This window comes from Alcaligenes faecalis (assembly GCF_002443155.1).
GTDB lineage: Bacteria > Pseudomonadota > Gammaproteobacteria > Burkholderiales > Burkholderiaceae_B > Alcaligenes > Alcaligenes faecalis.
Genome location: NZ_CP023667.1, coordinates 19,928 through 45,894 on the forward strand (window position 1 = coordinate 19,928; position 25,967 = coordinate 45,894).

Consider the following 25,967-nt stretch of genomic DNA (forward strand, 5'->3'; position numbering starts at 1 on the left):
ACAAATTATGTTCAACGAAAGTTCTCAAAAATATAGACGTTGTTCGATCTTCGGATTGGATAACAGCTAAGGATTGATGAACGGCAACAACGTATACTCATATTCCTATAACAGCATCAAGCGTTATAGGATCAAGCGAATAAGTGCATATGATGGATGCCTTGGCGATCACAGGCGATGAAGGACGCGGTAGCCTGCGAAAAGCTACGGGGAGCTGGCAAACAAGCTTTGATCCGTAGATGTCCGAATGGGGAAACCCACCGTAGTAATACGGTATCCCATGCTCAATACATAGGCATGTGGAGGCGAACCGAGTGAACTGAACCATCTCAGTAACTCGAGGAAAAGAAATCAACCGAGATTCCGGAAGTAGTGGCGAGCGAAACCGGACCAGCCTGGATGTTTTAGCGTAGTGAATAGTCGAATGGAATGGAAAGTCCAGCCGTAGCAGGTGATAGCCCTGTAGGCGAAATTCAGTACGTGGAACTAAGCATCGAACAAGTAGGGCGGGACACGTGAAATCCTGTCTGAATATGGGGGGACCATCCTCCAAGGCTAAATACTCGTGATCGACCGATAGTGAACCAGTACCGTGAGGGAAAGGCGAAAAGAACCCCGGAAGGGGAGTGAAATAGATCCTGAAATCGTATGCATACAAACAGTAGGAGCACCTTCGTGGTGTGACTGCGTACCTTTTGTATAATGGGTCAGCGACTTACATTCAGTGGCAAGCTTAACCGAATAGGGGAGGCGTAGCGAAAGCGAGTCCGAATAGGGCGATTCAGTCGCTGGGTGTAGACCCGAAACCAGGCGATCTATCCATGGCCAGGTTGAAGGCACGGTAACACGTGCTGGAGGACCGAACCCACTAATGTTGAAAAATTAGGGGATGAGCTGTGGATCGGAGTGAAAGGCTAAACAAGCCTGGAGATAGCTGGTTCTCTCCGAAAACTATTTAGGTAGTGCCTCGTATATTACTGCCGGGGGTAGAGCACTGTTATGGCTAGGGGGTCACAGCGACTTACCAACCCATGGCAAACTCCGAATACCGGCAAGTACAGTACGGGAGACAGAGCACCGGGTGCTAACGTCCGGACTCAAGAGGGAAACAACCCAGACCGCCAGCTAAGGTCCCTAACTATGGCTAAGTGGGAAACGAAGTGGGAAGGCATAGACAGTCAGGAGGTTGGCTTAGAAGCAGCCATCCTTTAAAGAAAGCGTAATAGCTCACTGATCGAGTCGTCCTGCGCGGAAGATGTAACGGGGCTAAGCCATAGACCGAAGCTGCGGATGTGTACTATGTACACATGGTAGGAGAGCGTTCCGTAAGCCTGTGAAGGTGTTCCGTGAGGAATGCTGGAGGTATCGGAAGTGAGAATGCTGACATGAGTAGCGATAAAGGGGGTGAAAAGCCCCCTCGCCGTAAGTCCAAGGTTTCCTGCGCAACGTTCATCGGCGCAGGGTGAGTCGGCCCCTAAGGCGAGGCAGAGATGCGTAGCTGATGGGAAGCGGGTTAATATTCCCGCACCGTCGTAGAGTGCGATGGGGGGACGGATTGCAGAATGTTATCGGGGTGTTGGATGTCCCCGTTGGCGCATCATAGAAGGCACTTAGGCAAATCCGGGTGCGTAATTCAAGGGTGTGACTGGATAGAGCTTCGGCTCTAAACTAACTGGAAGCAGTTCCAAGAAAAGCCTCTAAGCTTCAGCTCTACGAGACCGTACCGCAAACCGACACAGGTGGACGGGATGAATATTCCAAGGCGCTTGAGAGAACTCAGGAGAAGGAACTCGGCAAATTAATACCGTAACTTCGGGAGAAGGTATGCCTCATTAGTGTGATGTGCCTGCGCACAAAGCATGAAGAGGCCGCAGTGAATCGGTGGCTGCGACTGTTTACTAAAAACACAGCACTCTGCAAACACGAAAGTGGACGTATAGGGTGTGACGCCTGCCCGGTGCCGGAAGGTTAAGTGATGGGGTGCAAGCTCTTGATCGAAGCCCCGGTAAACGGCGGCCGTAACTATAACGGTCCTAAGGTAGCGAAATTCCTTGTCGGGTAAGTTCCGACCTGCACGAATGGCGTAACGATGGCCACACTGTCTCCTCCTGAGACTCAGCGAAGTTGACATGGTTGTGATGATGCAATCTCCCCGCGGCTAGACGGAAAGACCCCATGAACCTTTACTGTAGCTTTGCATTGGATTGTGAACCGGCCTGTGTAGGATAGGTGGGAGACGTTGAAGCGTGGTCGCCAGATCGCGTGGAGTCATCCTTGAAATACCACCCTGGTCTGTTTGCGGTTCTAACCTAGGTCCCTTATCGGGATCGGGGACCGTGCATGGTGGGCAGTTTGACTGGGGCGGTCTCCTCCTAAAGTGTAACGGAGGAGTTCGAAGGTACGCTAGAGACGGTCGGAAATCGTCTTGATAGTGCAATGGCATAAGCGTGCTTGACTGTGAGACTGACAAGTCGAACAGGTACGAAAGTAGGACATAGTGATCCGGTGGTTCTGTATGGAAGGGCCATCGCTCAACGGATAAAAGGTACTCTGGGGATAACAGGCTGATACCGCCCAAGAGTTCATATCGACGGCGGTGTTTGGCACCTCGATGTCGGCTCATCTCATCCTGGGGCTGTAGCCGGTCCCAAGGGTATGGCTGTTCGCCATTTAAAGAGGTACGTGAGCTGGGTTTAAAACGTCGTGAGACAGTTTGGTCCCTATCTGCCGTGGGCGTTGGATATTTGACGGAGCCTGCTCCTAGTACGAGAGGACCGGAGTGGACGTACCACTGGTGTATCGGTTGTCATGCCAATGGCATTGCCGAGTAGCTACGTACGGAAGAGATAACCGCTGAAGGCATCTAAGCGGGAAACTCGTCTGAAGATTAGATATCCCGGAGGCTTGACCTCCCTGTAGGGTCGTCCGAGACCAGGACGTTGATAGGCTGGGTGTGGAAGTGCAGTAATGCATGTAGCTAACCAGTACTAATTGCCCGTGTGGCTTGATCCTATAACCCTTGAGGTTGTAGTGAGTTAAGTTGTTGACCACAGAACGTAATATTGAAGTGCAGCGCAACCCGCGCTCGACACCTTCGTAACCGCTGCTAGCTGATCCGTACTGATCGCTAGTGGTGTGCTTCTTCCAATTGGCTGGGGCGTCCCTTAAAAAGACGACTCGGCAACCAGTTACGCTTGACGACCATAGCGAGGTGGTCCCACACCTTCCCATCCCGAACAGGATTGTGAAACGCCTTTGCGCCGATGATAGTGGACGGACGTCTGTGAAAGTAGGTCATCGTCAAGCTCTTATTCCTCAAAACCCCCGCAAGCGCACCGCTTGCGGGGGTTTTGTTTTATGCGTCGCCAACGCACAGGCCAGCGGCACGCCCTGATGGCATGCAGGCCTGATCTCCTGGAACATCGCTTCAGGTGAACATTCACCCCTTCATATTCCCTACCTGCAACATGGTCAATTTTGACCGCTTCTTGCTTGGATCTGTCCTTAAGTCATGCTGAACTAGCAGTTCTGACTGACTTTCTACCTCCTCTTCACCTCCTCTATTTATCTGTTTGACGTGCGTCAATCAGGCGCCGAGCTAATCTGAACAAGAGGGAAGGGAGTGTGTCAGTCTAGCTATGGTTCTATTTGGCTTATGGAAAAGATATGGCGGCTCAAGACACGGCCTCGCAGGCAAGCAATGATGATTTGTCGGACACCAGGCTCGTGCAGGGGGAAGGACCTGGACGCTGGAAACGCATACAGGCTCAGTTGGCTCATCTACCTATATTCAAGGAGCTGCCTCCAGACCAGTTGGAGCCTATCGCCAAAGGTACTCAGGAAGTGCACGCCTTGCGCGGGACGACTTTATTCCACAGCGGTGACCCTTGTTTGGGCTTTCACATGCTGGTTTATGGCCGCGTGAAACTGGTCTTTGTCTCGTCCACGGGTTCCGAGCGCGTTGTGCGTTTGGTCGGGCCAGGGGAAGGCTTTGGTGAGGCATTGATGTTCATGGGCCGTAATTACATCGTGACGGCCCAGACTTTGGTGGATTCTCTGCTTTTGCATATCAACAGAGACACTTTGATGGAACAGCTGGAGAAGGGCAGTGATGTTGCCCGCCTGATGCTGGCTGGTTTAAGCGAGCGGCTGTATCGCTTGATGGGCGAGTTGGAGGCCTATACGCTGCAAAATGGGGTGCAACGTCTGGTGAATTACCTTTTGCAGGAGTGGCCGGGCGAAGAGGGTGTCCCCTTCAGGATTGATGTTGGCAAGTCCGTCATTGCCTCCCGCCTGAATCTGACCCCGGAGCACTTGTCACGTACCTTGCGTGATTTGATGGACCGGGATCTGATTCGGGTTCAGCGGCGTAATTTTACGATTCTGGACAGTGCGGCTTTGCGGCAATATGGTGCTCTGCCTGATATGCGTGGATAGCGCGCAGGCTATGGCGATAACGCTGCCAGGCTGTCCATAGATTCCACGACAGGGTCGCAAAGGACAGCAGCAAGGCAGGGGCTGCCAACCACGCGAAAGATTCGATACCCAAGCTTGCGCCTGTCCAAAGTATCAGGCTCAGGCTATGCAAAGCCCAATGCGCGCGGGCGGTGGATGCGGGGATGTAGTTGGCAGTCTTGGGGATAAGGCGCAAGAGGGCACGCGTGTGCTCGGTATTGTCCGTATCCATGCTGACCTGCTCCTGGGCCTCGCGCCAAAGCAGAAAAGGCACGATGGTATAGAGCATTCCACAGACGACGGAGCCCAAGGCTCCCATAATCAGCAAGACTCCTATGGCCAGCTCTGCGTTGGAGGCGGCGGGATTATGGGTCCAGAAGTTTAAAAGGACCGCAATCAACAGGCTGCTTAAAGAGCTATACCAGAACAGGGTGCTGGCTCCTGCTGTTGGACGTTTGCGTTTCCAGAGTCGCGCCCAGGTAATCACTGCCCATAAGCCGTAGCTTAAAAATATCAGGTAGATGACCAGATCGCGCACAGGTAGCCAGGAGCCGGGCAAAGAGGCCAGGCCCCATTGTGCGATCAACAATGCCCCTACAACCCAAGGTAGCCAACGTACCAGGGGCGCCGGATAGAGTTCGGTGATCTGAAAAATAGGCAGCAGCTGGAACGACATGGCAATCAGCAGCAAGCCTGCCCAAGCGGCCAAACCCATCATCACGTGCAGGTTCAGCAGATTGGCGACAGCTTGTTCGCTTGCCAGAGCAACCAGCATGGCAAGCCCCGTTGAGACGGTCAGCAGCAGACCCAGCAAGGCCAGGCGAATAGGAGCAACAATCTCTTTGGCGCCGCGAAAGACGTCGCGCCGAGAGCGCCACAAGGCCAGCATGACAGTCAGCAGATAGCCCCCTAGAGCCATGGCCAGACAAGCGCCGGCCAGCGTGTATACCCAGCTTTGCCAGCTAAGAAAGCCTGTCATCAGCAACAGTGTGCCGGCGCTGAGCAAGCACCAAAAAACGAGGGCCCGACCGCGTGATACCTGAATAGGCACATTACAGGCCACCGCCAGAATATGCGCCAAAGAGGCAAACATGGCGCTACCCACAATTCCCAAGGTCCAGGCATGAGTCAAGGCCAAGGTAGTCGGGTGCCAGCGGGAGTTGAATAATTCCGGTCCGCTATAGAGCGCCAATATGGCGGCCAGCAGTCCAAAAAATGGGACGTTCGCAAACAGGGGCAGGGTCAGTGACAAAGAGGGCGACTGATCCAGCGATAAAGCGCGTTGCATAGACTTAGTTCCTGCGGATGATGAGCTGAAAGCCGTTTTCCTGGTGTGTGCCGTGATATTTGAAACCACTGCGTCGCAGGATTTCATACAAAGGGAAGGGCTCTCGATCCAGCCACATGAGCAAGGCTTGGGTGGGAGCCAGTTCGGCCAGTGCTTCCAGGCAATGCTCCAAAGGTTCCGGTGCGGGCAGGCCGCGAGTATCCAGCATGATCTCAGTTTGTGTCATCAAGACTCCAGCACGAAAGGCTTGGAAGGCATTGTGTACCATTCTGCCCGCCTATGGCGCAGGCAAAGTGGGACTTGTTTGCCACGGGTCAGGAGGTGGAAAGAATTTGATATGCGTTAAGGCCCCTTAATTTCAGAGCAGGCATAGTGGTGGTCTTGTCGAGCCAGGATCCGCCCTGGCCAGATTGCTGATCGGGGAGTGTCATGAATACAGCGTCCACGGCTTTAGCCGCGTCCGATAACCCGCAGATGGAACTGGTTTGCCCCGCGGGCAGCTTGCCTGCCTTGAAAGCGGCGATTGATAACGGCGCCGATAGTGTTTACCTGGGGTTCCGGGATGCCACCAACGCCCGGAACTTCGCCGGGCTTAATTTTGATGCGCAGGCGATTGCACAAGGGATTGATTACGCGCATCAGCGCGGCCGCAAGGTTTTGCTGGCTCTCAATACCTACCCGCAACCCAATGCCTGGCAGCAGTGGCGCGACGCGGTGGACCGAGCCGCAGAGGCCCAAGTCGATGCGGTCATCATGGCAGATCCTGGCTTGATGGCGTATGCCAGCCAGGCACATCCCAATCTGCGCTTGCACTTGTCGGTGCAAGGTTCAGCCACCAATCCGGAAGCCATCAAGTATTACCACCAGAACTTTGGCATTCAGCGTGTGGTCTTGCCGCGCGTCTTGTCCATGGCCCAAGTGGAGCAGGTCTGTGAGCAGGTCCCTGTTCAAGTAGAAGTGTTTGGTTTTGGCAGTTTGTGCGTAATGGTGGAGGGCCGCTGTGCCTTGTCATCCTATGCCACAGGCGAGTCGCCCAATACACATGGTGTCTGTTCTCCCGCCGGGCATGTGCGTTGGGAGCAGACTGATCAGGGCCTGGAGTCGCGTCTGAATGGTGTGTTGATCGACCGCTATCAGGATGGCGAAAACGCGGCTTACCCCACTTTATGCAAAGGGCGTTTTGATGTGGCGGGCGAGAACTATTACGCCCTGGAAGAGCCTACCAGCCTGAACACCTTGTCCTTGTTGCCACAACTGTTGGCTGCGGGTGTCAGCGCAATCAAGATTGAAGGCCGACAGCGCAGCCCGGCTTATGTGGCTCAAGTTACCCAGGTTTGGCGGCAAGCCATTGATTCGGCCAAATCCACGCCAGCCCGTTATTCAGTCCATCCGGCCTGGATGGGGGCTTTGAACAAGTTGGCCGAAGGGCAGCAACATACGCTGGGTGCCTATTCTCGGCCCTGGAAGTAGAGCATGGGAGGCTCAAACATGAAATTATCCTTAGGCCCCTTGCAGTACTACTGGTCCCGCGTCGCCACCATGCAGTTTTATGAGTCGGCCTGCGATTGGCCGGTAGATGTGGTGTATCTGGGCGAGACCGTATGTTCACGCCGTCACGAACTACGACTGGATGATTGGCTGGATATCGCTCAGATGCTGGCCCAGGCCGGCAAAGTGCCGGTTCTGTCCAGCCAAGTCTTGCTGGAGTCCGGGCGGGACGTGAATACACTACGCAAGGTCACCGAGCAGGCTGATTATCTGGTCGAAGCCAACGATATGGGGGCAGTACGTTTGATGCAGGGCCGAGACTTTGTTGCCGGTCCTTTTTTGAATGTTTATAACGGGCCAGTGCTGGATTTGATCGCCTCTCAAGGCGCTGTGCGCTGGGTGATGCCTTTGGAAATGGGCCGTGCGGGATTGGCGCAGTTGCAGCAGGACAGACCTGCCGGTTTGGAAACCGAGGTCTTCGCCTTCGGGCGCTTGCCCCTGGCCTTCTCGGCCCGTTGCTTTGCGGCGCGTAACCGCAACTTGCCCAAGGATAACTGCCAATATGTATGCATGGACTATCCCGACGGGCTGTTACTGGAAACCCGTGAAGGGCAGGGTTTTCTGACGATCAACGGTATTCAGACTCAATCTGCCTGGGTATATACCTTGTTGGAGCAGGTGCAGGATTTGCGCGACTTGGGCGTGAATATGCTGCGCCTGAGCCCGCAATCTCAACATATGGACGCGGTCGTGCATTTGTTTAACGACGTGATTGAGGGGCGTATTCAGGCAATAGATGCCCACGAGGATATGCTGCCTTTACTGCCCGCTAAAGCCTGCAACGGTTTCTGGCATGGTCGGCCCGGTTTGGAATGGGTGTCGCCGGTGTCAGAGCGTTTTTAAGGGAGGGATACAAAAGTGAATGAAATAACGACTCCCCGTTTACCCGCTGTTGTGGCGGGTGTTCTAAGCCGTCTACCCCCTTGGCCGGGCTCCCGTCTGTTTTGTACGGGCTTGAACGTGCTGATGCGCCCACACTTGCCGGCTGATATTGCCGAACGGCTGGAGGGCCGGGCTTTACGCATACAGGTGGCGGATGCTGGTTTGGCGTTTGACTATACCTGGCGTCAGGGCGCTTTTTACCCTTTGTCTGCGCGCGCGCAGAGTCCGGATCTGATTCTGAAAGCAGATCTTTGGGCTTTTTATCAGCTTTTGCAGCGGCAGGAAGACCCGGATACCTTGTTCTTTAATCGACGTTTGTCGATTGAGGGCGATACCGAATTGGGCTTGATGGTGAAAAACACCCTGGACGCCTTGGACCCCGACATTCTGCATCCGCGTGCCGTGCTCAAACAGGGGAAAGCGGCTTTGCAGGATGTGCTGCGTCGCCCGATACGTACGCCAGCCTCTTCCTGAGACAGTTAAGAGCGCCGCACTTCAAAGTGTGGAAACAGCTTCTGGAGGTTTTCCAAAACTTCCGTTCCTGGGTAGGCCTGCAAAGCCTGCCCAGTTTCATTCAGGAAATCATCATCACAGCCTTGTGTGCGGAAAATCTGCACGGCATAGCGCTGGACGCCCAGCTCATGCAAGTGTTGCCCCAAAGCCTGTACCGAGGCGGGACTATGCAGTTGGGGATGAATGGTGCTGCGACATTCAAACAGAACGTCCTCGTTCAGCAATAGTTGCAAGCTGCGTAAAGGCGCGGCCGCACTATTGCTGCGTTGAGTAATGGCGTCGTAATGGCTGAACTCTGCCTTGATATCCAGGCCTATCCAGTCCACCCACGGCAGAATCTCCAACAGTCTGGCCGGATGTGTGCCTGCCGTGTGTAAACCAATTTTGAAGCCCAGCCTGCGCACCGCGCGTATGGCGGAACCCAGGGCTGGGTCCAGTGTGGGCTCGCCGCCGCTAAAGACGACGGCGTCCAACAGGCCGACTCGACGATTCAGAAAGTCCAGCAAGGCGTTCCAATCAATAGCACTGTCTGGCGTGCGTTCTTGCAGGTGAGGATTATGACAGTAGCCACAGCGCCAGGGGCAGCCCTGCACAAAGATGACAGCGGCTAATTGGCCGGGGTAATCCGTGGCTGAGAAAGGGGCACAGCCGCCCACTTTCAAGGCCACTTTGCGTGGAGGCATGGCTGGATATAGACGGCGCGTGGCGTAAGTCATGACACTTAAGTGGATGTTTACAGGGTTGGGGCAGTGTTGCTTACAGAGGCGCTGGCTTCGGTGAAGTAGCGTCGCTCGTGGAACTCGCCTTGCTTGCCAATATTGAAGGACGACATGGGACGGTGGTAGCCCATGACGCGTGTCCAGATTTCGCAAGGTTGGCGTTCGGAATCTTGAAGAGTGATGGTGTTGGTGTTCATGAATAACTCCCTGGATAAAAGGGCCGTCACGCTAAGCGGATGTGACTAGCTAGTTGTGTGCCAAAAGGCGGGTTGTAGATAAACGCTGAGGAAAACAAAAAGCCTGGTTTCAGCTGCGCTAAGTGGATTGGGTGTAGTCAATCTGGATAAAAGAGATCTGTTTGAAGAGATCGGCTTTAATGGACTGCTGTCGGTGTCGGTGTCGGTGTCGGTGTCGGTGTCGGTGTTGTTGCCTGCGATGGCATTGAGGCTTCCGCGCCCGCGTCGTTTTGAGCGTCAGTTTCGACCCTGGCCTGAGCTATCTTGTTGGCCAGCAGTTCACTATCGCAATGTGGACAAAACTCATGTTTTCCAGACAGATAGCCGTGTTTAGGGCAGATGGAAAAAGTGGGCGTGACGGTGATGTAAGGCAAGGAAAAACGGTTCAAGGCTCGTTGCACCAGATTGCGGCAGGCGTCGGTGCTGGACAGGGCTTCGGTCATGTACAGGTGCAGCACGGTGCCGCCGGTATATTTGCCTTGCAGCTCGTCTTGTCGCTCCAGCGCTTCGAAAGGATCTTCGGTAAAGCCCACCGGCAGCTGTGAGGAATTGGTGTAGTAGGGCATCTGCTCGGTCCCTGCTTGCAAAATGTCAGGCCAGCGGGCGCGATCTTCTTTGGCAAAGCGATAAGTGGTGCCCTCGGCAGGGGTGGCTTCCAGGTTGTACAGGTGGCCGGTACTTTCCTGAAATTCCACCATGCGCTCCCGAATGTGATCCAGCAAACGCAAGGCAAAGCGGTGTCCCCACGGCGTGCAAAGATTCTGCTTGTCCTGGGTAAAGTTGCGGATCATCTCGTTAATGCCGTTAACTCCCAGCGTGGAGAAGTGATTGCGCAAGGTGCCCAGATAGCGGCGCGTGTAGGGAAACAGCCCTTGGTCCATATGTTGCTGAATCACGGTACGCTTGATTTCAAGGCTGTCGCGGCCCATTTCCAGCAGCTCATCCAAACGGGCAAACAGACCGGTTTCATTGCCTTGATACAGATACCCCAGGCGGGCGCAGTTCAGGGTGACGACTCCCAGGGAGCCGGTTTGCTCGGCAGAGCCAAACAAGCCATTACCGCGTTTGAGTAGCTCGCGCAGATCCAGCTGCAGGCGGCAGCACATGGAGCGGATCATATTGGGTTCCAGCTCGGAATTAATGAAGTTCTGGAAGTAGGGCAGGCCATATTTGGCCGTCATGGCAAACAGGCGTTCGGCATTCGGGCTGTGCCAGTCAAAATCCCGAGTGATGTTGTAGGTGGGGATCGGGAAGGTGAAGGCACGGCCACGGGCATCGCCCTCGCTCATGACTTCGATATAGGCCTGGTTGATCATGTCCATTTCGGCTTGCAGATCCCCGTAGCAAAACGGCATTTCTACGCCACCGATTTGCGGCACTTGCTCGCGCAGGTCTTCCGGGCATATCCAGTCAAAGGTCAGATTGGTAAAGGGCGTCTGCGTACCCCAGCGTGAGGGTACGTTCAGGTTGTAGATCAGCTCCTGCACGCATTGGCGCACCTGCTTGTAGCTCAGGTCGTCCTTGCGGATGAAGGGTGCCATATAGGTATCAAAGGAGCTGAAAGCCTGGGCGCCAGCCCATTCGTTTTGCAGGGTGCCCAGAAAATTGACGACCTGGCCAACTGCACTGCTTAGATGCCGCGGTGGGCCGGATTCGATTTTTCCGGGTACGCCATTGAGCCCTTCATTCAGGAAAGTGCGCAAGGACCAGCCGGCGCAGTAACCAGAGAGCATGTCCAGATCGTGGATGTGCAGGTCAGCCTGACGGTGTGCCTGACCGATGGCTTCGGGGTACACATGGCTGAGCCAGTAGTTGGCAATCATCTTGCCCGAGCTGTTCAGAATCAGTCCGCCCAGCGAGTAGCCCTGGTTGGCATTGGCCTGGACGCGCCAGTCCTGGCGGTCCAGATATTCGGTAATGGAGCGGATGATGTCCAGCTGAGCAGCTGGACGCGTTGCGGTTTCCTGGGTAGCCATGTTTTTCACCAAAGCCTATATATAGTGATTTTTAGGATTCACGCCACTATATATGGTGGTTTTTGATGGGGCTAGGCGATTGTTGCCCAGGCTTGATCTAGGTTAATTTTGTGCTCGAAGTGACAAGATCAAGGATTTTGTCGGAAAGAAGTCGTTGGGCACTCCTTACCCTGATCGTTCGTAGGTGGAGATTTGTGAAGTCGAGGTGGTCGTGCTGCCAGGTGTAAAGAGTTGGCTATGGCCATGCTATGCAAGCAAGCTGTTTATGTGGGTTGCGTGCAAGTAGCACAACAGCAGCTTGGCTCCTGCCGGTGGAGTCGCACTGTAGCGGGCTTCACGGATAAGCGGTGTACTTGTCTGTTACAGTGCGCCGTCTCTTTTCCGGGAGGCAAAAAAATACCCGCTGACTTTTTACAGGCCAGCGGGTATTTCTTGAATAGCAGGACTTGAATAGCGGGTTTAGTGCTTGAATCGTGCTTTTAGCGCACTACACAGTGCCTGCTGATACTGGCTGACTTGCTCAAGCAGGCGTTCTTCGTGGGAAGCCCAGCCTTGCTTTTGTTCTTCTGTGCGTGTGGGGGCGGGCGACCAGGCTGAATCCGGAAAGAACGGGTCGTCCTTCCAGCGAGGGATGATGTGCCAATGCAGATGCGGCACCTGATTCCCGAATTGGGCCAGATTGATCTTGGTGACCCCCAACTGCTCACGTTGAGTCTGTTCGACCACGTAGACCGCCGCCATGATGTATTGCCGCTGTTCCTCCGACAAATCTGTCATTTCAGCCACGTGCTCTTGCCAGATCACTCGCGTATAGCCAGGAAATGGGCTGTCTGTGACAGCCAGTACCTGTAGCCCTGCGCCCGACCATAGCCATTGATCGGGCTTCAAGGCGCACAGGGGGCAAGCGGTGCTGCTCATGCAGGCTGACCGAAGAACAGGTTTTGCAGGGCGACGCCCGGATCAGGCTCACGCATGAAAGCTTCACCCACCAGGAAGGCTTGCACCTGGTTCTCACGCATCAGGGCCACATCTTCAATAGTATGGATACCGCTTTCAGTGACAACGCGTTTTTCGCTGGGGATAAAGGGCAGCAGGTCCAGGGTGTTCTGGGTGCTGGTTTCAAAGGTGCGCAGATTGCGGTTATTGATGCCCAGCAGGCTGGTCTTCATTTGCAAGGCAATGTCCAGCTCGGCGCGGTCATGCACTTCAACCAGCACGTCCATGCCCAGTTCGTGGGCCATTTCTTCGTATTCCATCAGTTGATCCTGCTCCAGCGCGGCAACGATCAGCAAGATGCAGTCGGCACCCATGGCACGGGCATGGATGATCTGGTAGGGGTCAATGATGAAATCTTTGCGCAGTACGGGCAACGCGCATACGGCACGGGCCTGACGCAGGTGATCGTAGGAACCCTGGAAATACTGAATATCGGTCAGGACTGACAGGCAGGCCGCACCGTGGGCGGCGTAGCTGGAAGCAATTTCCGTGGGGTTGAAGTCGGCGCGGATCACACCCTTGGACGGGGATGCCTTTTTGACTTCCGCAATAATGGCAGGCTTGCCTTGAGCAATCTTGTCTTCAATCGCGCTGGCAAAGCCGCGCAGGTCGTTCCGGTTCTTCGCTTCGCGCAGCAGGTCGGACTCGCTGCGCAGTTGGCGGGCGGTGACGACTTCAGCTCTTTTGGTGTCGAGGATCTTGGCCAGAATGTCGTTCATGGATTTAACTTCCTTGTATAAGCGCGGAATTGTTCGAGTTTTTCGCGGGCGGCACCGTTGGCAATGGCCTCAAAAGCCATGCGCAGGCCTTGTTCAATGGAGTCGGCGTGGTTGGCGGCATAAATGGCCAAACCAGCATTGAGGCCCACGATATCACGAGCCGTACCCTCTTGGTTATTGAGGGCTTCCATAATCATGACGGCAGATTCTTCTTTGCTGGAGACGCGAATGCTGCGATTGGAGGTCATGGCCATACCAAAGTCTTCGGGGTGAATTTCGTATTCACGCACCTGGCCGTCTTTCAGTTCGCCCACCAGGGTGGCGGCACCCAGAGACGCTTCATCCATGCCGTCCTTGCCGTGCACGATCAGCACGTGCTTGGCCCCCAGGCGTTGCATCACACGGACCTGAATCCCCACCAGGTCGGGGTGAAAGACGCCCATCAGCTGGTTGGTTGCTCCGGCCGGGTTGGTCAGGGGGCCCAGAATATTGAAAATAGTGCGCACGCCCAGCTCTTTGCGGACGGCGGCGACGTTTTTCATCGCACCATGGTGAGCGGGGGCGAACATGAAGCCGATATTGGTTTCAGCAATACTTTGTGCCACTTGCTCAGGCGAGAAGGTCAGGTTGACGCCCAGGGCTTCCAGCACGTCTGCACTGCCGGACGAGGAAGACGCACTGCGGTTGCCGTGCTTGGCTACTTTCACCCCTACGGAGGCAGCCACAAACATGGAAGCGGTGGAGATATTGAAGGTATTGGAGCCGTCGCCACCTGTACCGCACATATCCAGCAGTTCGTCCGGGTTAGGCGTAATGACGGGGGTGGCAAATTCGCGCATTACCTGGGCGGCGGCAGAAATTTCACCGACGCTTTCTTTTTTCACGCGCAGGCCCATCAGCAAGGCGGCTGCGATCTGGGGCGACATTTCGCCGCGCATCAGCATGCGCATCAAATGCAGCATTTCGTCGTGGAAGATTTCCCGGTGTTCGATACAGCGCACCAGTGCTTCGGTAGGAGTGATGGTGTTCATGATTTAAAGGTCCAGAAAGTTCTTCAGTAAGGCGTGGCCATGCTCGCTTAGCACCGACTCTGGGTGAAACTGCACGCCATAAATAGGCAATTCACGGTGACGGACACCCATGATCTCGCCGTCTTCAGTTTGTGCAGTCACTTCCAGGCAATCGGGCAGGCTGTCGCGCTCGATGGCCAGGGAGTGGTAGCGGGTGACGTTAAAGGGGGAGGGCAAGTTGCTGAATACGTCCGTGCCCTGGTGGGTAATCGGGGAGACTTTCCCATGCATGATTTGCTGCGCACGAATAATGCGTGCACCAAAAGCATGTCCGATCGCTTGATGACCCAGGCAGACGCCCAGAATCGGTAGCTTGCCGGCAAAGTGCTGGATCAGTGCAACCGACAGGCCCGCATCCGCAGGGGACTTGGGGCCGGGCGAGACGCACAGATGGCTGGGATTCAGGGCTTCAATCTCTTCAAGGGTGACTTGATCGTTGCGTCGTACCACTACTTCCTGACCCAGTTCTCCAAAGTACTGGACCAGGTTGTAGGTAAACGAGTCATAGTTATCGAGCATGAACAGCATGGGAATTCTCCGGCAGAAAAAGAATGGCAGTCAGGCGATTAAATGGGTTCGTCCAGACCGAATTGCACTTGTTCGGCAGCGCGGATCACCGCACGTGCCTTGGCTTCGGTCTCTTGCCATTCTTTTTCGGGATCGGAGTCGGCCACGATGCCGGCGGCGGCTTGCACATAGAGCATGCCGTCCTTGATGACGCCGGTGCGAATGGCAATAGCCAGGTCCATTTCGCCCGAGTAGCTCAGGTAGCCAGCCGCACCACCGTACACACCACGACGTACGGGTTCCAGCTCATCAATGACTTCCATGGCGCGTACCTTGGGGGCGCCGGTCAGGGTGCCCGCCGGGAAGGAAGCGCGCAGCACGTCCATTTGGCTCATGCCGTCTTGCAGTTCGCCGCAGACGTTGGAGACCAGGTGCTGAACATGCGAGTAGCGTTCGATTGCCATGGTGTCCGTCACTTGTACCGTGCCGGTTTTGGCGATGCGACCAATATCGTTGCGAGCCAGGTCAATCAGCATCAGGTGTTCAGCGCGTTCTTTTGGATCGGACTTCAGTTCGGCGGCCAGTGCGGCATCGGCTTCAGGCGTGGCGCCGCGTTTGCGGGTGCCGGCCAGTGGGCGAATGGTGACGCGCTCCATGTTGCGGCCATCCTGACGGTGTTCTTCCTGTCGTACCAGAATTTCTGGCGATGCACCCACGACCTGGAAGTCGTCGAAGTTCCAGAAGTACATGTAAGGCGATGGGTTCAAGGAACGCAGGGCACGGTACAGGGACAGGGGCGAGTCGCGGAAAGGCTTGGTGATGACCTGGCCGATCTGCACTTGCATCAGATCACCGGCTGCAATGTAGTCCTTGGCGCGGGCCACGGCCTTCAGGTAATCCTCTTTGTCGAAGTCACGTTCGCATTCGGTTTGCATGCTGGCGTAGGCGTAAGGGATCACTACGGGCGAGCGCAGTTTTTCGCGCAGATCTTTCAGACGGCGCTTGGCCAGTACGTAGGCTTCGGGCTGGGCGGGATCGGCGTAGACCAGCAGGTAAGTGCGGCCTGCCAGATTATCCACAATCACCAGCTCGTCCACTTGCAGCAGCATGATGTCCGGTACGCCTTCTTCCTGGTCGGAAGGGAAGGGTTTGCGGTTCATGCCCAGGGACGGTTCGATGTGGCGCACCGTGTCGTAGCCAAAGTAACCAGCCAAGCCACCTGCAAAGCGGGGCATGCCAGGACGCAGGGCGACTTTGAAACGCGCCTGGAACTGTTCGATGAATTCCAGCGGATCGCCTTCGGCTGTTTCGACAATCTTGCCATCGTGCAGCACTTGGGTGTGGCGGCCATAGCTGCGGATCACGGTACGGGCAGGCAGGCCAATAAAGGAGTAGCGACCGAACTGCTCGCCGCCCACAACCGATTCCATCAGGCAGCTGTAACGTCCACCTTCGGGGCCGTTGTGCGCCAGTTTCAGATAAATCGACAGGGGCGTATCCAGGTCGGCATAGGTTTCCGCAATCAGGGGAATGCGGTTGAAGCCTTCTGCTGCTAGGGCATTGAATTCTATTTCTGTCATTGGGATCTCGAGGGTCAGTGGGTACGACGAGCCGGACAGAAACAAAAAAAGCCCGGTCGTTTTGATTACCGGGCTTATTTTCCTGGAGGCGGTCCGCTGTGTACTACTTTGCAGGGACGCCAGACTTCAAGGTTATATCTACCCGATACACGAACGCCACCAGCGCCAATAAGCGCCGTAGATTGTGGTTGCGTAAGTGCGAGTAGACATGAATTTTATGACGTAGATATGGTGTTGCGTTTATTGCGCAGCCAAGTGGCCGCGTCGGCAATAGAGGCAACTATACCATCGGAATCCAGGCTTTGCACATCCTTGCCTTCGTTATAGCCGTAAGGAACCAACAGTATGGGGATTTGTGCGGCACGGGCTGCCTGGGCGTCATTCATGGAGTCCCCAATGACCAGAGCCTGTTCAGGAGCCTGCTTCATTTGCTCGCAGGCGTACAGAAAAGGCATGGGGTCGGGTTTTTTGCGCGGACAGGTATCGCCGCCCACAATCAGCTCGAAATAGGGGCTTAAACCAGTTTGTTCCAGCAAGGGGCGCGCAAATTGTTCGGGCTTGTTGGTGACCACTGCCAGGCGTAAACCCTGGCTTTTAAAGTCATCCAATCCTTCTAGTACACCGGGATACAGGCGGCTGTGTTGGCCATTACATAATTGGTAATGGTAATAAAATGATTCCAATGCTTGGGTGTAATCGGCAGGAGGATTGGGCAGGTCGGTCAGGGCGCGTCGCACCAGATTTTCCGAGCCTTTGCCCACGAAAGTGGCGATACGCTCCTCTGGAAGCACCGGCAGACCGAGATCAAGACGCATGGCATTGCAGGCAGAGGCCAGATCAGGAATGGTGTCCAGAAGGGTGCCATCCAAATCGAACAGTACAGAGAAAATATTCATCTTTTTGTAGCGATCTTGTGACAAAATATTGTCAAATTCCTGTTAAGGTCGAGCAGAAAAAGTTTTCCGAACATCGGGTTTTTCATTTCGTTTGATTCATCATGTTAAAGCTCCTTACTGCACGCGGGCTTATCAATTTAGTGAGCAAACCGTATTTTGGTACAAGATTGGCTTTTGATAGTCTGTTCAGAAAGGCACTAGGAGCGGAAGAATGATGCTCGAGACATTTCATCAGATTCTCGTAGAAAAACAAGTCACGCCCGTCTTTCAGCCTATTGTGGATTTGCAGTCTGGCTTGATTCTGGGTTACGAGGGGTTGATTCGGGGACCAAAGGACACCAGCTTTTATTCGCCATTGGCCTTGTTTGACGCTGCTCGGCAGTGCGGGCGTTTATGGGATCTGGAAGAGCTGTGTTGCCATACCCTGGTCAGCAGTTTCAATCAGCAGGGTTTGGCGGGCAAATTGTTTTTGAACTCCAGTCCGGATGTGGTGATGCGCATGCTGCCTTCGGCCCGGATTGATCCGCGTACTGGCATGCCGCAACTCGATGGCATTGACTGGAGTCGTGTGGTGGTCGAGCTGACCGAGTCCGAGCGCACCGACAGTTACGACTATTTAAATCAGGCTATCGAGCTTTACCGCCAGGAAGGCCTGCAATTTGCGATTGATGATTTGGGCGAGGGGTATGCCTCGCTGCGCTTGTGGTCGGAACTGCGACCTGAATACGTCAAGATCGATAAATACTTTGTGCGCGATATTGATACCGATGTGCTCAAGCAGCAATTGGTGCGCTCTATTTGCGATATCGCCAGCCATGCCCAATCGACCGTGATTGCCGAGGGTATTGAAACGGGGGCCGAATTACGTACCTTGCGCTATTTGGGCGTGTCCTGTGGGCAGGGGTATTTATTGTGTCGCCCCCAACCCAACCCTCCACCACAGCTGGAAGCGGCCCAGGCTGCGCTGTTTGGTCCTTCTACGAGCCGCTCGCAACGGCAGGTTCAGGGCCGGGATTCCATGAGTGTGCGGCGCTTGTTGCGTGCAGCACCGGCTGTTCCGGATAACACCCCGACGAATCGTGTTTATGAGCTATTTCAAAGCCACCCTGATTTGAGTGCGGTGGCTTTATTGCGAGGAGACAGGCCGACGGGGATTTTGCGCCGTAGTCAGCTTTATGATCAGTTGGCTCGTCCTTATCACCGCGAACTTTATGGCAACAAGCCATGTTCCCTGTTTATTGAAACCCCGCCATTGATTGTGGACTGCGATACCAGCTTGCTGGAGTTGGGCACCCTGATGACGCAGGGGGCGGGGGATGCACTTAGCGACGGTTTCATCATTACCGGCGCCGGCGAATACCTGGGCCTGGGCTCCAGTGTGGAGCTGATGCGTGAAATTACGCAGATTCAGATCATGACGGCCCGTTATGCCAATCCGCTCACGCAATTGCCGGGCAATGTGCCCATTGATGAGCATATTGATGGCTTGCTGCGTAATCGTCAGAACTTCGCGGTGTGCTATGCGGATCTGGATCACTTCAAACCCTATAACGACTTGTACGGCTACCGCAAAGGGGATGAGTTGTTGCGCTCCATGGCGGAGCTCTTTACCCGATATGCCGTCGCGCGCATGGACTTTGTAGGCCATGTGGGTGGAGACGATTTTATTTTGGTGTTCACCAGCCCGGACTGGGCCGAGCGCTGCCAAAGCATTCTGGACGAGCTGGAAAAAGAACTGGAGTCTTTATACCGTCTGGAGCACCGGCAGGCTGGCGGTTATCTGGCTGAAAACCGTCAAGGCGTGCTGGTGTTTCACCCGCTAGTGAGCCTGTCTCTAGGTGTGGTCACAGTAGATGAGCCCGAATTGTATTCGGGCTCTTTGATTGCAGAGCTGGCCAGCTCTGCCAAGGCACAGGCCAAGCGCGTGCAGGGCAATGCCTTGTTCGTGGAGCGTCGTCGCCCGGACAATCCGGTGCGGCAAGGTAGTTATAGCCGCAATACGACGTTGCAGTAGAGGGCACAGCAAGTAGTCGCTGGCAGCCTGCCTGTGAGTAGGCCGGACGCAGGGCTCAGGCTTTTTCAGCCAGAGCGATCTGCGCGCGCATGTCGCGGATGACCTGGGCGTAGTCGGGCTGGCCAAAAATAGCCGAACCGGCCACAAAGGTATCGGCACCGGCAGCACGAATGGCGCCGATATTGTCCACTTTCACGCCACCATCAATTTGCAGCAGAATGGGCTGGCCGCCTTCTGCGGTCCAGGCATCAATGCGGGCGCGAGCCTGGCGCAACTTGTCCATGGAACTGGGAATGAAGGCCTGGCCACCAAAGCCGGGGTTCACGGACATCAGCAGGACCAGGTCCAGCTTGTCCATCAAGTGATCCATCCAGTTCAGCGGGGTGGCCGGGTTGAACACCAGGCCGGCCTTACAGCCGTGGTCACGGATCAGTGACAGGGTGCGATCCACGTGGCGCGAGGCTTCGGGGTGGAAACTGATGTAATCGGCACCGGCTTTGGCAAATTCGGGAATCAGTGCGTCCACAGGCTCTACCATTAGGTGTACGTCGATAGGAGCGGTGGTGTGGGGGCGCAGGGCGGCACAGACCATGGGGCCGAAAGTCAGGTTCGGTACAAAGTGGTTGTCCATGATGTCGCAGTGAACCCAGTCGGCGCCGGCGGCAACTACATTGCGGACTTCTTCACCCAGACGGGCGAAGTCAGCCGATAAAATACTGGGAGCGATACGTGTGGAGCTGGCTTGGGACATAATAGGTGCCGTAAAGATTAGACATCACGAAAATCGTGGCCATATGTCATCATTATAGTTTCAAGCGGGGGGCTGTGCAGCGCCCCGTATTTGTACAGCCGTAACCTGGAATCCATTATGAAGCCTGACGATATTGAGGTGCAGATCACGCCCCAGTACCTGCCTGAGCAATCCGAGCCCGATAGCAATCAATACGTTTTTGCCTATACCGTACGGATTACCAACAATGGACAGCAGACGGCACAGATCATCAGTCGTCACTGGATCATTACGGATGACAATCAGCAGGTTCAGGAAGTGCGTGGCCTGGGGGTTGTGGGACAGCAGCCGGTGCTGGCTCCAGGCGAGACCTTTGAGTACACCAGTGGCTGCCCCTTGAACACGCCTTTTGGCACCATGCGCGGCAGCTATCAATGTGTTGGTGAAAATGGTGTGCCCTTTGAGGTCGCCATTCAGGAGTTCATCCTTTCCTCCCCCCGTACCTTGCACTAAGGGCCAAACCCAGTCATGAAGCTAATTTATTGCGTGCCAGCCGTACTGCTGGCCTTGAGTGCCTGTTCCACGACGCCGGTGGATCAGGGGTCTTCGTCAACAGCTCCGGGGACAACAGAGGGTGGTCCTGATATAGCGTTGCAGCCCTTGCGGGTGCCTTCCCTGTCAGCATTGCCGGAAACCCCGGCACGAGCGCTGGCAGGCCGCTATCAGGCGGTGAACTGGTCTACCTTGCCGGGTTGGCAAGCCGATTCGCTGGATCATGTCTGGAAAGGCTTCATCAATAACTGCAAGGGCTTGATGCGCCCGGTTAGCGGGTCGCTGGCCATGCCTGCACGTGCCAATCCTCGTGCCTGGCAGCCTGTATGTCAGGCCGCTGCCTCCGCAGGTTTGAACGCTGACACCAAAGATACGGCGGCCGTACGTAATTTCCTGCAACAGCAGTTGCAGCCCTGGCGCTTGCTGACAGCTCAGGGCGCGGTGGCTCAAAACACCGTCACGGGCTATTACGAGCCTTTGCTCAAAGCCTCACGTACTCGTAGCGCCGGCTATCAGTGGCCGCTGTTCGCCGCGCCGGATGATTTGCTGACGATTGATCTGGGCGGCTTGTACCCCGAGCTGGCCGGCAAGCGGATTCGTGGCAAGCAGGAGGGCAAGCGCATTGTGCCTTACGACACTCGCGAGCAGATCATGGCCAAGCCTGAGCGCCAGCCGCCCGTGATTGTGTACGCGGAAGATCCGGTAGAAGGTTTCTTCTTGCAAATTCAAGGCTCGGGCCGTGCCGTGCTGCCTGATGGCAGCGCCGTGCGTCTGGCCTATGCCGACCATAATGGTCGCCCGTACGCCTCGATAGGCCAATGGCTGGCCAAGCAGGGCGAGATGCCACTGGCACAAACCTCCATGCAAAACATCAAGGCCTGGGCCAAGCGCAATCCGCATCGTGTTCAGGAAATGATGAATGTAAATACCGCCATGGTTTTCTTCCGTGAAGAGGCCATTGTGGATCCGGAGCTGGGCCCTAAAGGGGCTTATGGCATTCCTTTGATTGGCCTGCGCTCCGTTGCCATTGACCCTACTTATGTACCTTTGGGGACGCCGGTGTATCTGGCTACCTCGCAGCCTGCAACCAACCAGCCTTTGCAGCGACTGGTCTTTGCCCAGGACACGGGCGCGGCCATCAAGGGGCCGGCACGTACTGACTTGTACTGGGGCACGGGCGATCAGGCCGGTGCACAGGCCGGGCGCATGAAGCAGCAGGGACAAATGTGGTTGCTGTGGCCACGTCAGGCAGGAGCACCGAGCGCACGATGAAGAACGAACGGATTGTGGTATGTGGCGGGGCCTTGGCCGGTATGGCCAGCGCCCTGGGTTTACGCAAGGCCGGGTTTGATGTCAGCATCTTGTCCCCCGCGTACAAGTCTATGCAGCTGGAGGCCGGGCAATATCATCCCCGTGTCTATGCCGTCTCGGTTGCCAGTCAGCGGTTTTTGGCGCAGCTGGGTGCCTGGAACCTGATGTCGTCCCAGCGTATTTCGCCGGTGCAGGCCATGGAAGTACATGGTGATGGCGGTGGTTGTCTGAATCTGCATGCCTGGCAGGATGCTCAGGATTATTTGGCCTGGATCGTGGAGTCCGGTCAGATGGAGCAGGCGCTGTATCAGGCACTGCAAGTATTTGGAGTGCCCTGGATTGAAGACCGCTTTGAGCGTCTGGAAGGCAATACCATCGTCACAGCCGGGCAAAAGCGCATCAGCGCTGATTTGTTCGTGGGGGCGGATGGTGCCCGTTCCGGCTTGCGTTCTGCGGCCGGCATTGAGCATCAGGGGCGCGAGTACGGGGATGCCGGCCTGGTGGCCCACTTCAACGTAGAACGCCCGCACCAGCAAGTTGCCTTGCAGTGGTTCACGGGTGATTCGATTCTTGCCCTGTTGCCTATGCCGGATGTGGATGGCAAAGCGCAAGTCTCCATGGTCTGGTCCGTGCCGCAAGCGCAGGCCGACAAGGTGCTGGCCATGCCGTCGGATGAGCAGGCGCAGTATCTGCAAAACAGCTTGCTTTCTTTATCCAATGGTCGTTTGGGGCCGCTCAGTTTGCGCAGCCCCGTACACGGTTTCCCCTTGACCTTTGAACGCAGCGGCCTGGTGTCGCCAGGCGTGGCGTTGGTGGGCGATGCGGCGCATCGTGTACATCCTTTGGCGGGTCAGGGCTTGAATCTGGGTTTGGGTGATATCGAAGCCCTGATCAAGGTCTTGTCTGAGCGTGGGCCGCATTATTCGGTGGGCGATATGCGTGTGCTCAATCGCTACAAGCGTGCCCGCGCCGAACCCATTGCAGCCATGCGGGCCGCCACAGATGGCTTGTACCGCCTGTTTGCGGCACCGGGAGCACCGGCTTCCATGCTGCGCAATGCTGGCATGCAAGTGGTGGACCGCTTGCCCTGGGTCAAGCGCCGCCTGATTGCGCATGCTGCCGGCATCAGCCCCGGCGCTCTCTTGTTTTAAGGCTGCTAGAGTCTTGTCGATTAGCAAAGGAAGTACGTCATGATGTTGCATCTTCGTTCTGTATTGGCTCTGGCGCTCTTGTCGCTGTGCAGCCTGGCACAGGCCGCCAGCCCCGCCAAAATAGACACCCGTTACGAGACCACGCGCCAGGCCTTTGAGGCGGCTTTTCCAGGCGTGACGGTTGAGGGCATTCGTGCCACACCCTTTCCCAATTTGCTGGAAGTGGAAGTAGGCGGCACCTTGCTGTATACCGACCCGCAGGCCAGCTTCGTGATGCAGGGCTCTTTGCTCGATAGCAAGACGCGTGTCGACCTGACCGAGCAGCGCATGCAGGAACTCAACCGTGTTTCACTAAATGACCTGCCTCTGGATAAAGCCATTAAGTTGGTGAAAGGCGATGGCAGTCGTCAAATGGTGGTTTTTGAAGATCCCAATTGTGGCTATTGCAAACGTCTGCACACTACGCTGCAGGAGATCGACAATGTGACGGTTTATAGCCTGATGTTTCCCATCCTGGGCCCGGATAGCCGTCGTAAAGCCGAGGACATCTGGTGTGCCCAGAATCCGGCCAAAACCCTGAGTGATTGGATGGGAGGTGGTGCCAGACCCGGAAAAGCCTCGTGTGAGCATCCCTTGGATCAAATCCTGGCTGTTGGCCAAAAGCTGCGCATTCAGGGTACACCAGCTATTTACTTCGCCGATGGCAGCCGTGCTGATGGCTGGTTGCCCGCCGCCCAGCTGCAGTCCCGCCTGGAGTCCGCTGCCCAGTAAGTATTCCCGCTGGTCTTGAGCTAGAACAACCCGCTTTCGAGCGGGTTTTTTATGTTCAAGTGTTATGAAAACTATAATTATTTGTGGGGCAGAATTTTAAAAGAATTGGTATTGGGAAATAATCCCGAGATGGTTCAGAGGGTAAGGCTGACGTTATTTTGAAGACAAAAAATTTCAAACGCCACATTTGACCATTCTTTACTTTGTGCTCTGTATTCTAGAAGTGATAATTCCAACTATTGATAAAAAATAGTATTGTCGGCACGCGCTGGGTCCATCGCAGGACTGGCAATAATTAAATAGTAGGCGCTTATGGAACATGCACGCTGCGTGTTGATTGTTTTGGAAGAAGACGAAGGCTTGCACTACTGGCAGGAGCAATTGCGGGTTTTCGGTACCAAGACAAGCGTTGTCAGATCCCTGGAAAAGGTGGCTGAGGAGCGGTTGAGTCAGGCCGACCTGTTGCTGTTTCCGGTCGAGACGGGCTACGTCCCTTTGATGGTAGCCAAGCTGCGCAATGATTTTGGCTCCCTGGGCATTGTGGCCGTTCAGTCTGGTCTGTCTGCCAGCGCCCGTGTCCAGTTGCTGCTGACCGGTGCCGATGCGTGTTTGGCACTGGATGTGCAAGTTCCCGAGCTGATGGCCTGGTGCCATGCCGTGCGCCGTCGTAATGTGTATGCTGCCGTGAGCGTTGCCCAGGCTCTGGAAGAGGTGCAGGAGCCGGCCGGTCAACAGGAATGGATCTTGCGCGACAAGGGCTGGACGCTCGTCGCTCCCAATGGCGTGGGCCTGGAGCTGACGCATAGCGAGCGTCAGTTAATGGATGCCTTTGTCCGTCATGCGGATGCTCGCTTCAGCCGTGAGGACCTGATGCGCGACAAAGGCCTGGCCGCCAGCGACAGCCGTGCTGTGGATTCCCTGATCAGCCGTTTGCGCCGCAAAGCCAGCCAGGCAGGTGTGGCCTTGCCCATCAAATCCGTGCATGGCTGGGGCTACACCTTTACGGGCAAACTGATTGCCCAGCAAGAGCCGCAAGACAGCGAGATCATGGAGTTCTATGCGCCTCGCGACGAGCAGGAAGTGAGCCAGCCCACACCGCTGGAGCTCTTGCGCGCTCTGGAAACGCTGGATGTGCTCGATCCCCAGGCCAGCGAAGCATTGTCTTTTTCATATCAATTGCGGGTGGCGACCAGCACAGGCCAGTACAGCGGTGTGGATGCTCAAGTGTTCTGGACCTCGCCCACCGGCCTTCGATTGTCCTCGGATCTGGTCTTGCGCCATATGTCTGATTCCATCCACCGCCAGGCTTTGTGCGAGTGGATGTTGCGTACCTTGATGACAGATGTGCGACGCTGGTGGCAGGAGTATTCGCTGCGAGCCAGTCATATTGGCTTGAAATTGCCCATCGACATGTTGCTGCCCATCTACAAGCGCATGCCCAGCATGTTGCGCCAGTTCGAGCTGCAGCCTTGCTGCATCGAGCTGGATTTGTTCTGCGACGAGGAGCTGGAAGAAACGCCGGAGCTGATCCAGGCTTTGCAGTTCCTGAAAGAGCAGGACATCCAGGTCTGGCTGACCAGCACCGATATTGAAAACAACAAGCTCAACCGTTTGCGTGGCTGGCCGATTCGTGGCGTCAAGCTGGAGGCCGAGGTCATTCAGCGTGCCTGCCGTGAGGCCACGTTCAAGGCCTTGCTGGAAACGGCCTGCCACCTGCTCAGCGAGCAGGGTTTTGAACTGGTCATCAAGGGCGTGGACAGTCTGGAGCAGCGTGATCTGGCGCTGAATCTGGAGCTGGGTCACTACCAAGGTCGCCTGACGTCCGAGCTGATGTCCGAGGATGGGTTCTTGCTGACACTGGCCAGTAGCGAGCCTTCTTTTGGGCAAGGTCATGATGCGTCCCGACGCTTGAGCGGCAGTGTTTTATAAGCCGCCTTAGCATCTCCTCATTTTGATATGTAACTTTAGTTAAGTATTCAAGCCTGAAGCCGTTACCCAGCTTGTTCGATGGGGCCTTCCTAAGCAGGCCGACCGCTTTTCAGCGGTCGGTTTT

Annotated in this window: 22 protein-coding genes and 2 rRNA genes; 12 read left to right on the forward strand and 12 right to left on the reverse strand. The window is 55.6% G+C overall.

Features of this window, described 5'->3' with window-relative positions:
- Nucleotides 1-129 precede the first annotated feature (129 nt).
- The 3 genes from CPY64_RS00110 (at nucleotide 130) to CPY64_RS00120 (ending at nucleotide 4,437) form a co-directional block, all read left to right on the forward strand.
- Nucleotides 130-3,012 (forward strand): 23S ribosomal RNA (locus CPY64_RS00110).
- Nucleotides 3,013-3,193: 181 nt separating this feature from the next.
- Nucleotides 3,194-3,306 (forward strand): 5S ribosomal RNA (gene rrf, locus CPY64_RS00115).
- Nucleotides 3,307-3,666: 360 nt separating this feature from the next.
- Nucleotides 3,667-4,437 (forward strand): Crp/Fnr family transcriptional regulator, encoded by a 771-nt coding sequence (locus CPY64_RS00120; RefSeq protein ID WP_052363033.1) that lies wholly within the window; start codon nucleotides 3,667-3,669, stop codon nucleotides 4,435-4,437.
- On the opposite strand, the gene CPY64_RS00125 is transcribed toward CPY64_RS00120, so the two are convergent.
- Both CPY64_RS00125 and CPY64_RS00130 read right to left on the reverse strand, forming a co-directional pair.
- Nucleotides 4,376-5,743, reverse strand: coding sequence for a hypothetical protein (locus CPY64_RS00125; protein ID WP_042488691.1), 1,368 nt, complete (start codon nucleotides 5,741-5,743; stop codon nucleotides 4,376-4,378). The genes CPY64_RS00120 and CPY64_RS00125 overlap by 62 nt on opposite strands.
- Nucleotides 5,744-5,747: 4 nt before the next feature.
- A complete protein-coding gene (locus tag CPY64_RS00130; protein ID WP_042488711.1) occupies nucleotides 5,748-5,969 on the reverse strand; it encodes a DUF2249 domain-containing protein in 222 nt (73 codons plus the stop codon).
- Nucleotides 5,970-6,217: 248 nt separating this feature from the next.
- Here CPY64_RS00130 and ubiU point away from each other — a divergent pair, with 248 nt between their 5' ends.
- The 3 genes from ubiU to ubiT are packed head-to-tail and all read left to right on the forward strand — an operon-like array spanning nucleotide 6,218 to nucleotide 8,647.
- Nucleotides 6,218-7,213, forward strand: coding sequence for a ubiquinone anaerobic biosynthesis protein UbiU (gene ubiU / locus CPY64_RS00135; protein ID WP_042488709.1), 996 nt, complete (start codon nucleotides 6,218-6,220; stop codon nucleotides 7,211-7,213).
- An 18-nt stretch (nucleotides 7,214-7,231) separates the two neighbouring features.
- The gene (gene ubiV / locus CPY64_RS00140) at nucleotides 7,232-8,134 is read left to right on the forward strand and encodes a ubiquinone anaerobic biosynthesis protein UbiV (protein WP_042488687.1); all 903 of its coding nucleotides are present in this window, start codon (nucleotides 7,232-7,234) and stop codon (nucleotides 8,132-8,134) included.
- Nucleotides 8,135-8,149: 15 nt separating this feature from the next.
- Nucleotides 8,150-8,647 carry a ubiquinone anaerobic biosynthesis accessory factor UbiT gene (ubiT, locus tag CPY64_RS00145; RefSeq protein ID WP_223254103.1) on the forward strand — a complete coding sequence of 166 codons (498 nt, stop codon included), beginning with the start codon at nucleotides 8,150-8,152 and terminating at the stop codon, nucleotides 8,645-8,647.
- Nucleotides 8,648-8,652: 5 nt separating this feature from the next.
- Here the strand turns inward: ubiT and CPY64_RS00150 are convergent, their stop codons facing one another.
- From CPY64_RS00150 to CPY64_RS00190, 9 genes are all read right to left on the reverse strand, one after another.
- Nucleotides 8,653-9,402, reverse strand: coding sequence for an anaerobic ribonucleoside-triphosphate reductase activating protein (locus tag CPY64_RS00150; protein WP_042488684.1), 750 nt, complete (start codon nucleotides 9,400-9,402; stop codon nucleotides 8,653-8,655).
- A gap of 17 nt (nucleotides 9,403-9,419) precedes the next feature.
- On the reverse strand, nucleotides 9,420-9,602 hold the full coding sequence (gene nrdD, locus CPY64_RS00155; RefSeq protein ID WP_042488681.1) for an anaerobic ribonucleoside-triphosphate reductase: 183 nt from the start codon (nucleotides 9,600-9,602) through the stop codon (nucleotides 9,420-9,422).
- Nucleotides 9,603-9,778: 176 nt separating this feature from the next.
- The gene (locus tag CPY64_RS00160) at nucleotides 9,779-11,617 is read right to left on the reverse strand and encodes a ribonucleoside triphosphate reductase (protein WP_042488678.1); all 1,839 of its coding nucleotides are present in this window, start codon (nucleotides 11,615-11,617) and stop codon (nucleotides 9,779-9,781) included.
- A 459-nt stretch (nucleotides 11,618-12,076) separates the two neighbouring features.
- On the reverse strand, nucleotides 12,077-12,535 hold the full coding sequence (locus CPY64_RS00165; RefSeq protein WP_042488676.1) for an HIT family protein: 459 nt from the start codon (nucleotides 12,533-12,535) through the stop codon (nucleotides 12,077-12,079).
- Nucleotides 12,532-13,332: an indole-3-glycerol phosphate synthase TrpC gene (trpC, locus tag CPY64_RS00170; protein WP_042488673.1), complete on the reverse strand. Its 801-nt coding sequence runs from the start codon at nucleotides 13,330-13,332 to the stop codon at nucleotides 12,532-12,534. Before trpC ends, CPY64_RS00165 begins: the two co-directional genes overlap by 4 nt.
- A complete protein-coding gene (gene trpD / locus CPY64_RS00175) occupies nucleotides 13,329-14,363 on the reverse strand; it encodes an anthranilate phosphoribosyltransferase (RefSeq protein ID WP_035268496.1) in 1,035 nt (344 codons plus the stop codon). Before trpD ends, trpC begins: the two co-directional genes overlap by 4 nt.
- 3 nt (nucleotides 14,364-14,366) lie before the next feature.
- Nucleotides 14,367-14,930 (reverse strand): anthranilate synthase component II, encoded by a 564-nt coding sequence (locus CPY64_RS00180; protein ID WP_021447083.1) that lies wholly within the window; start codon nucleotides 14,928-14,930, stop codon nucleotides 14,367-14,369.
- Between the two features lie 38 nt (nucleotides 14,931-14,968).
- Nucleotides 14,969-16,489 (reverse strand): anthranilate synthase component I, encoded by a 1,521-nt coding sequence (gene trpE / locus CPY64_RS00185; protein ID WP_042488668.1) that lies wholly within the window; start codon nucleotides 16,487-16,489, stop codon nucleotides 14,969-14,971.
- 215 nt (nucleotides 16,490-16,704) lie between these two features.
- On the reverse strand, nucleotides 16,705-17,385 hold the full coding sequence (locus CPY64_RS00190) for a phosphoglycolate phosphatase (RefSeq protein ID WP_171902924.1): 681 nt from the start codon (nucleotides 17,383-17,385) through the stop codon (nucleotides 16,705-16,707).
- 211 nt (nucleotides 17,386-17,596) lie between these two features.
- On the opposite strand from CPY64_RS00190, the gene CPY64_RS00195 reads away from it, so the two are divergent.
- A complete protein-coding gene (locus CPY64_RS00195; protein ID WP_042488664.1) occupies nucleotides 17,597-19,399 on the forward strand; it encodes a GGDEF domain-containing protein in 1,803 nt (600 codons plus the stop codon).
- Between the two features lie 55 nt (nucleotides 19,400-19,454).
- On the opposite strand, the gene rpe is transcribed toward CPY64_RS00195, so the two are convergent.
- Entirely contained in the window at nucleotides 19,455-20,150 is a 696-nt protein-coding gene (gene rpe, locus CPY64_RS00200; RefSeq protein ID WP_042488661.1) for a ribulose-phosphate 3-epimerase, read from the reverse strand.
- A gap of 117 nt (nucleotides 20,151-20,267) precedes the next feature.
- On the opposite strand from rpe, the gene apaG reads away from it, so the two are divergent.
- The 5 genes from apaG to CPY64_RS00225 all read left to right on the forward strand — a co-directional run bounded on the left by apaG (nucleotide 20,268) and on the right by CPY64_RS00225 (nucleotide 25,843).
- A complete protein-coding gene (apaG, locus tag CPY64_RS00205; RefSeq protein ID WP_021447080.1) occupies nucleotides 20,268-20,642 on the forward strand; it encodes a Co2+/Mg2+ efflux protein ApaG in 375 nt (124 codons plus the stop codon).
- A 15-nt stretch (nucleotides 20,643-20,657) separates the two neighbouring features.
- Nucleotides 20,658-21,953 carry a murein transglycosylase A gene (gene mltA, locus CPY64_RS00210; RefSeq protein WP_042488658.1) on the forward strand — a complete coding sequence of 432 codons (1,296 nt, stop codon included), beginning with the start codon at nucleotides 20,658-20,660 and terminating at the stop codon, nucleotides 21,951-21,953.
- A complete protein-coding gene (locus CPY64_RS00215; RefSeq protein WP_042488656.1) occupies nucleotides 21,950-23,143 on the forward strand; it encodes an FAD-dependent monooxygenase in 1,194 nt (397 codons plus the stop codon). The genes mltA and CPY64_RS00215 overlap by 4 nt, the downstream gene beginning before the upstream one ends.
- A gap of 39 nt (nucleotides 23,144-23,182) precedes the next feature.
- Nucleotides 23,183-23,914 carry a DsbC family protein gene (locus CPY64_RS00220; RefSeq protein WP_042488653.1) on the forward strand — a complete coding sequence of 244 codons (732 nt, stop codon included), beginning with the start codon at nucleotides 23,183-23,185 and terminating at the stop codon, nucleotides 23,912-23,914.
- A 312-nt stretch (nucleotides 23,915-24,226) separates the two neighbouring features.
- Entirely contained in the window at nucleotides 24,227-25,843 is a 1,617-nt protein-coding gene (locus CPY64_RS00225; protein ID WP_052363031.1) for an EAL domain-containing protein, read from the forward strand.
- Nucleotides 25,844-25,967 lie beyond the last annotated feature (124 nt).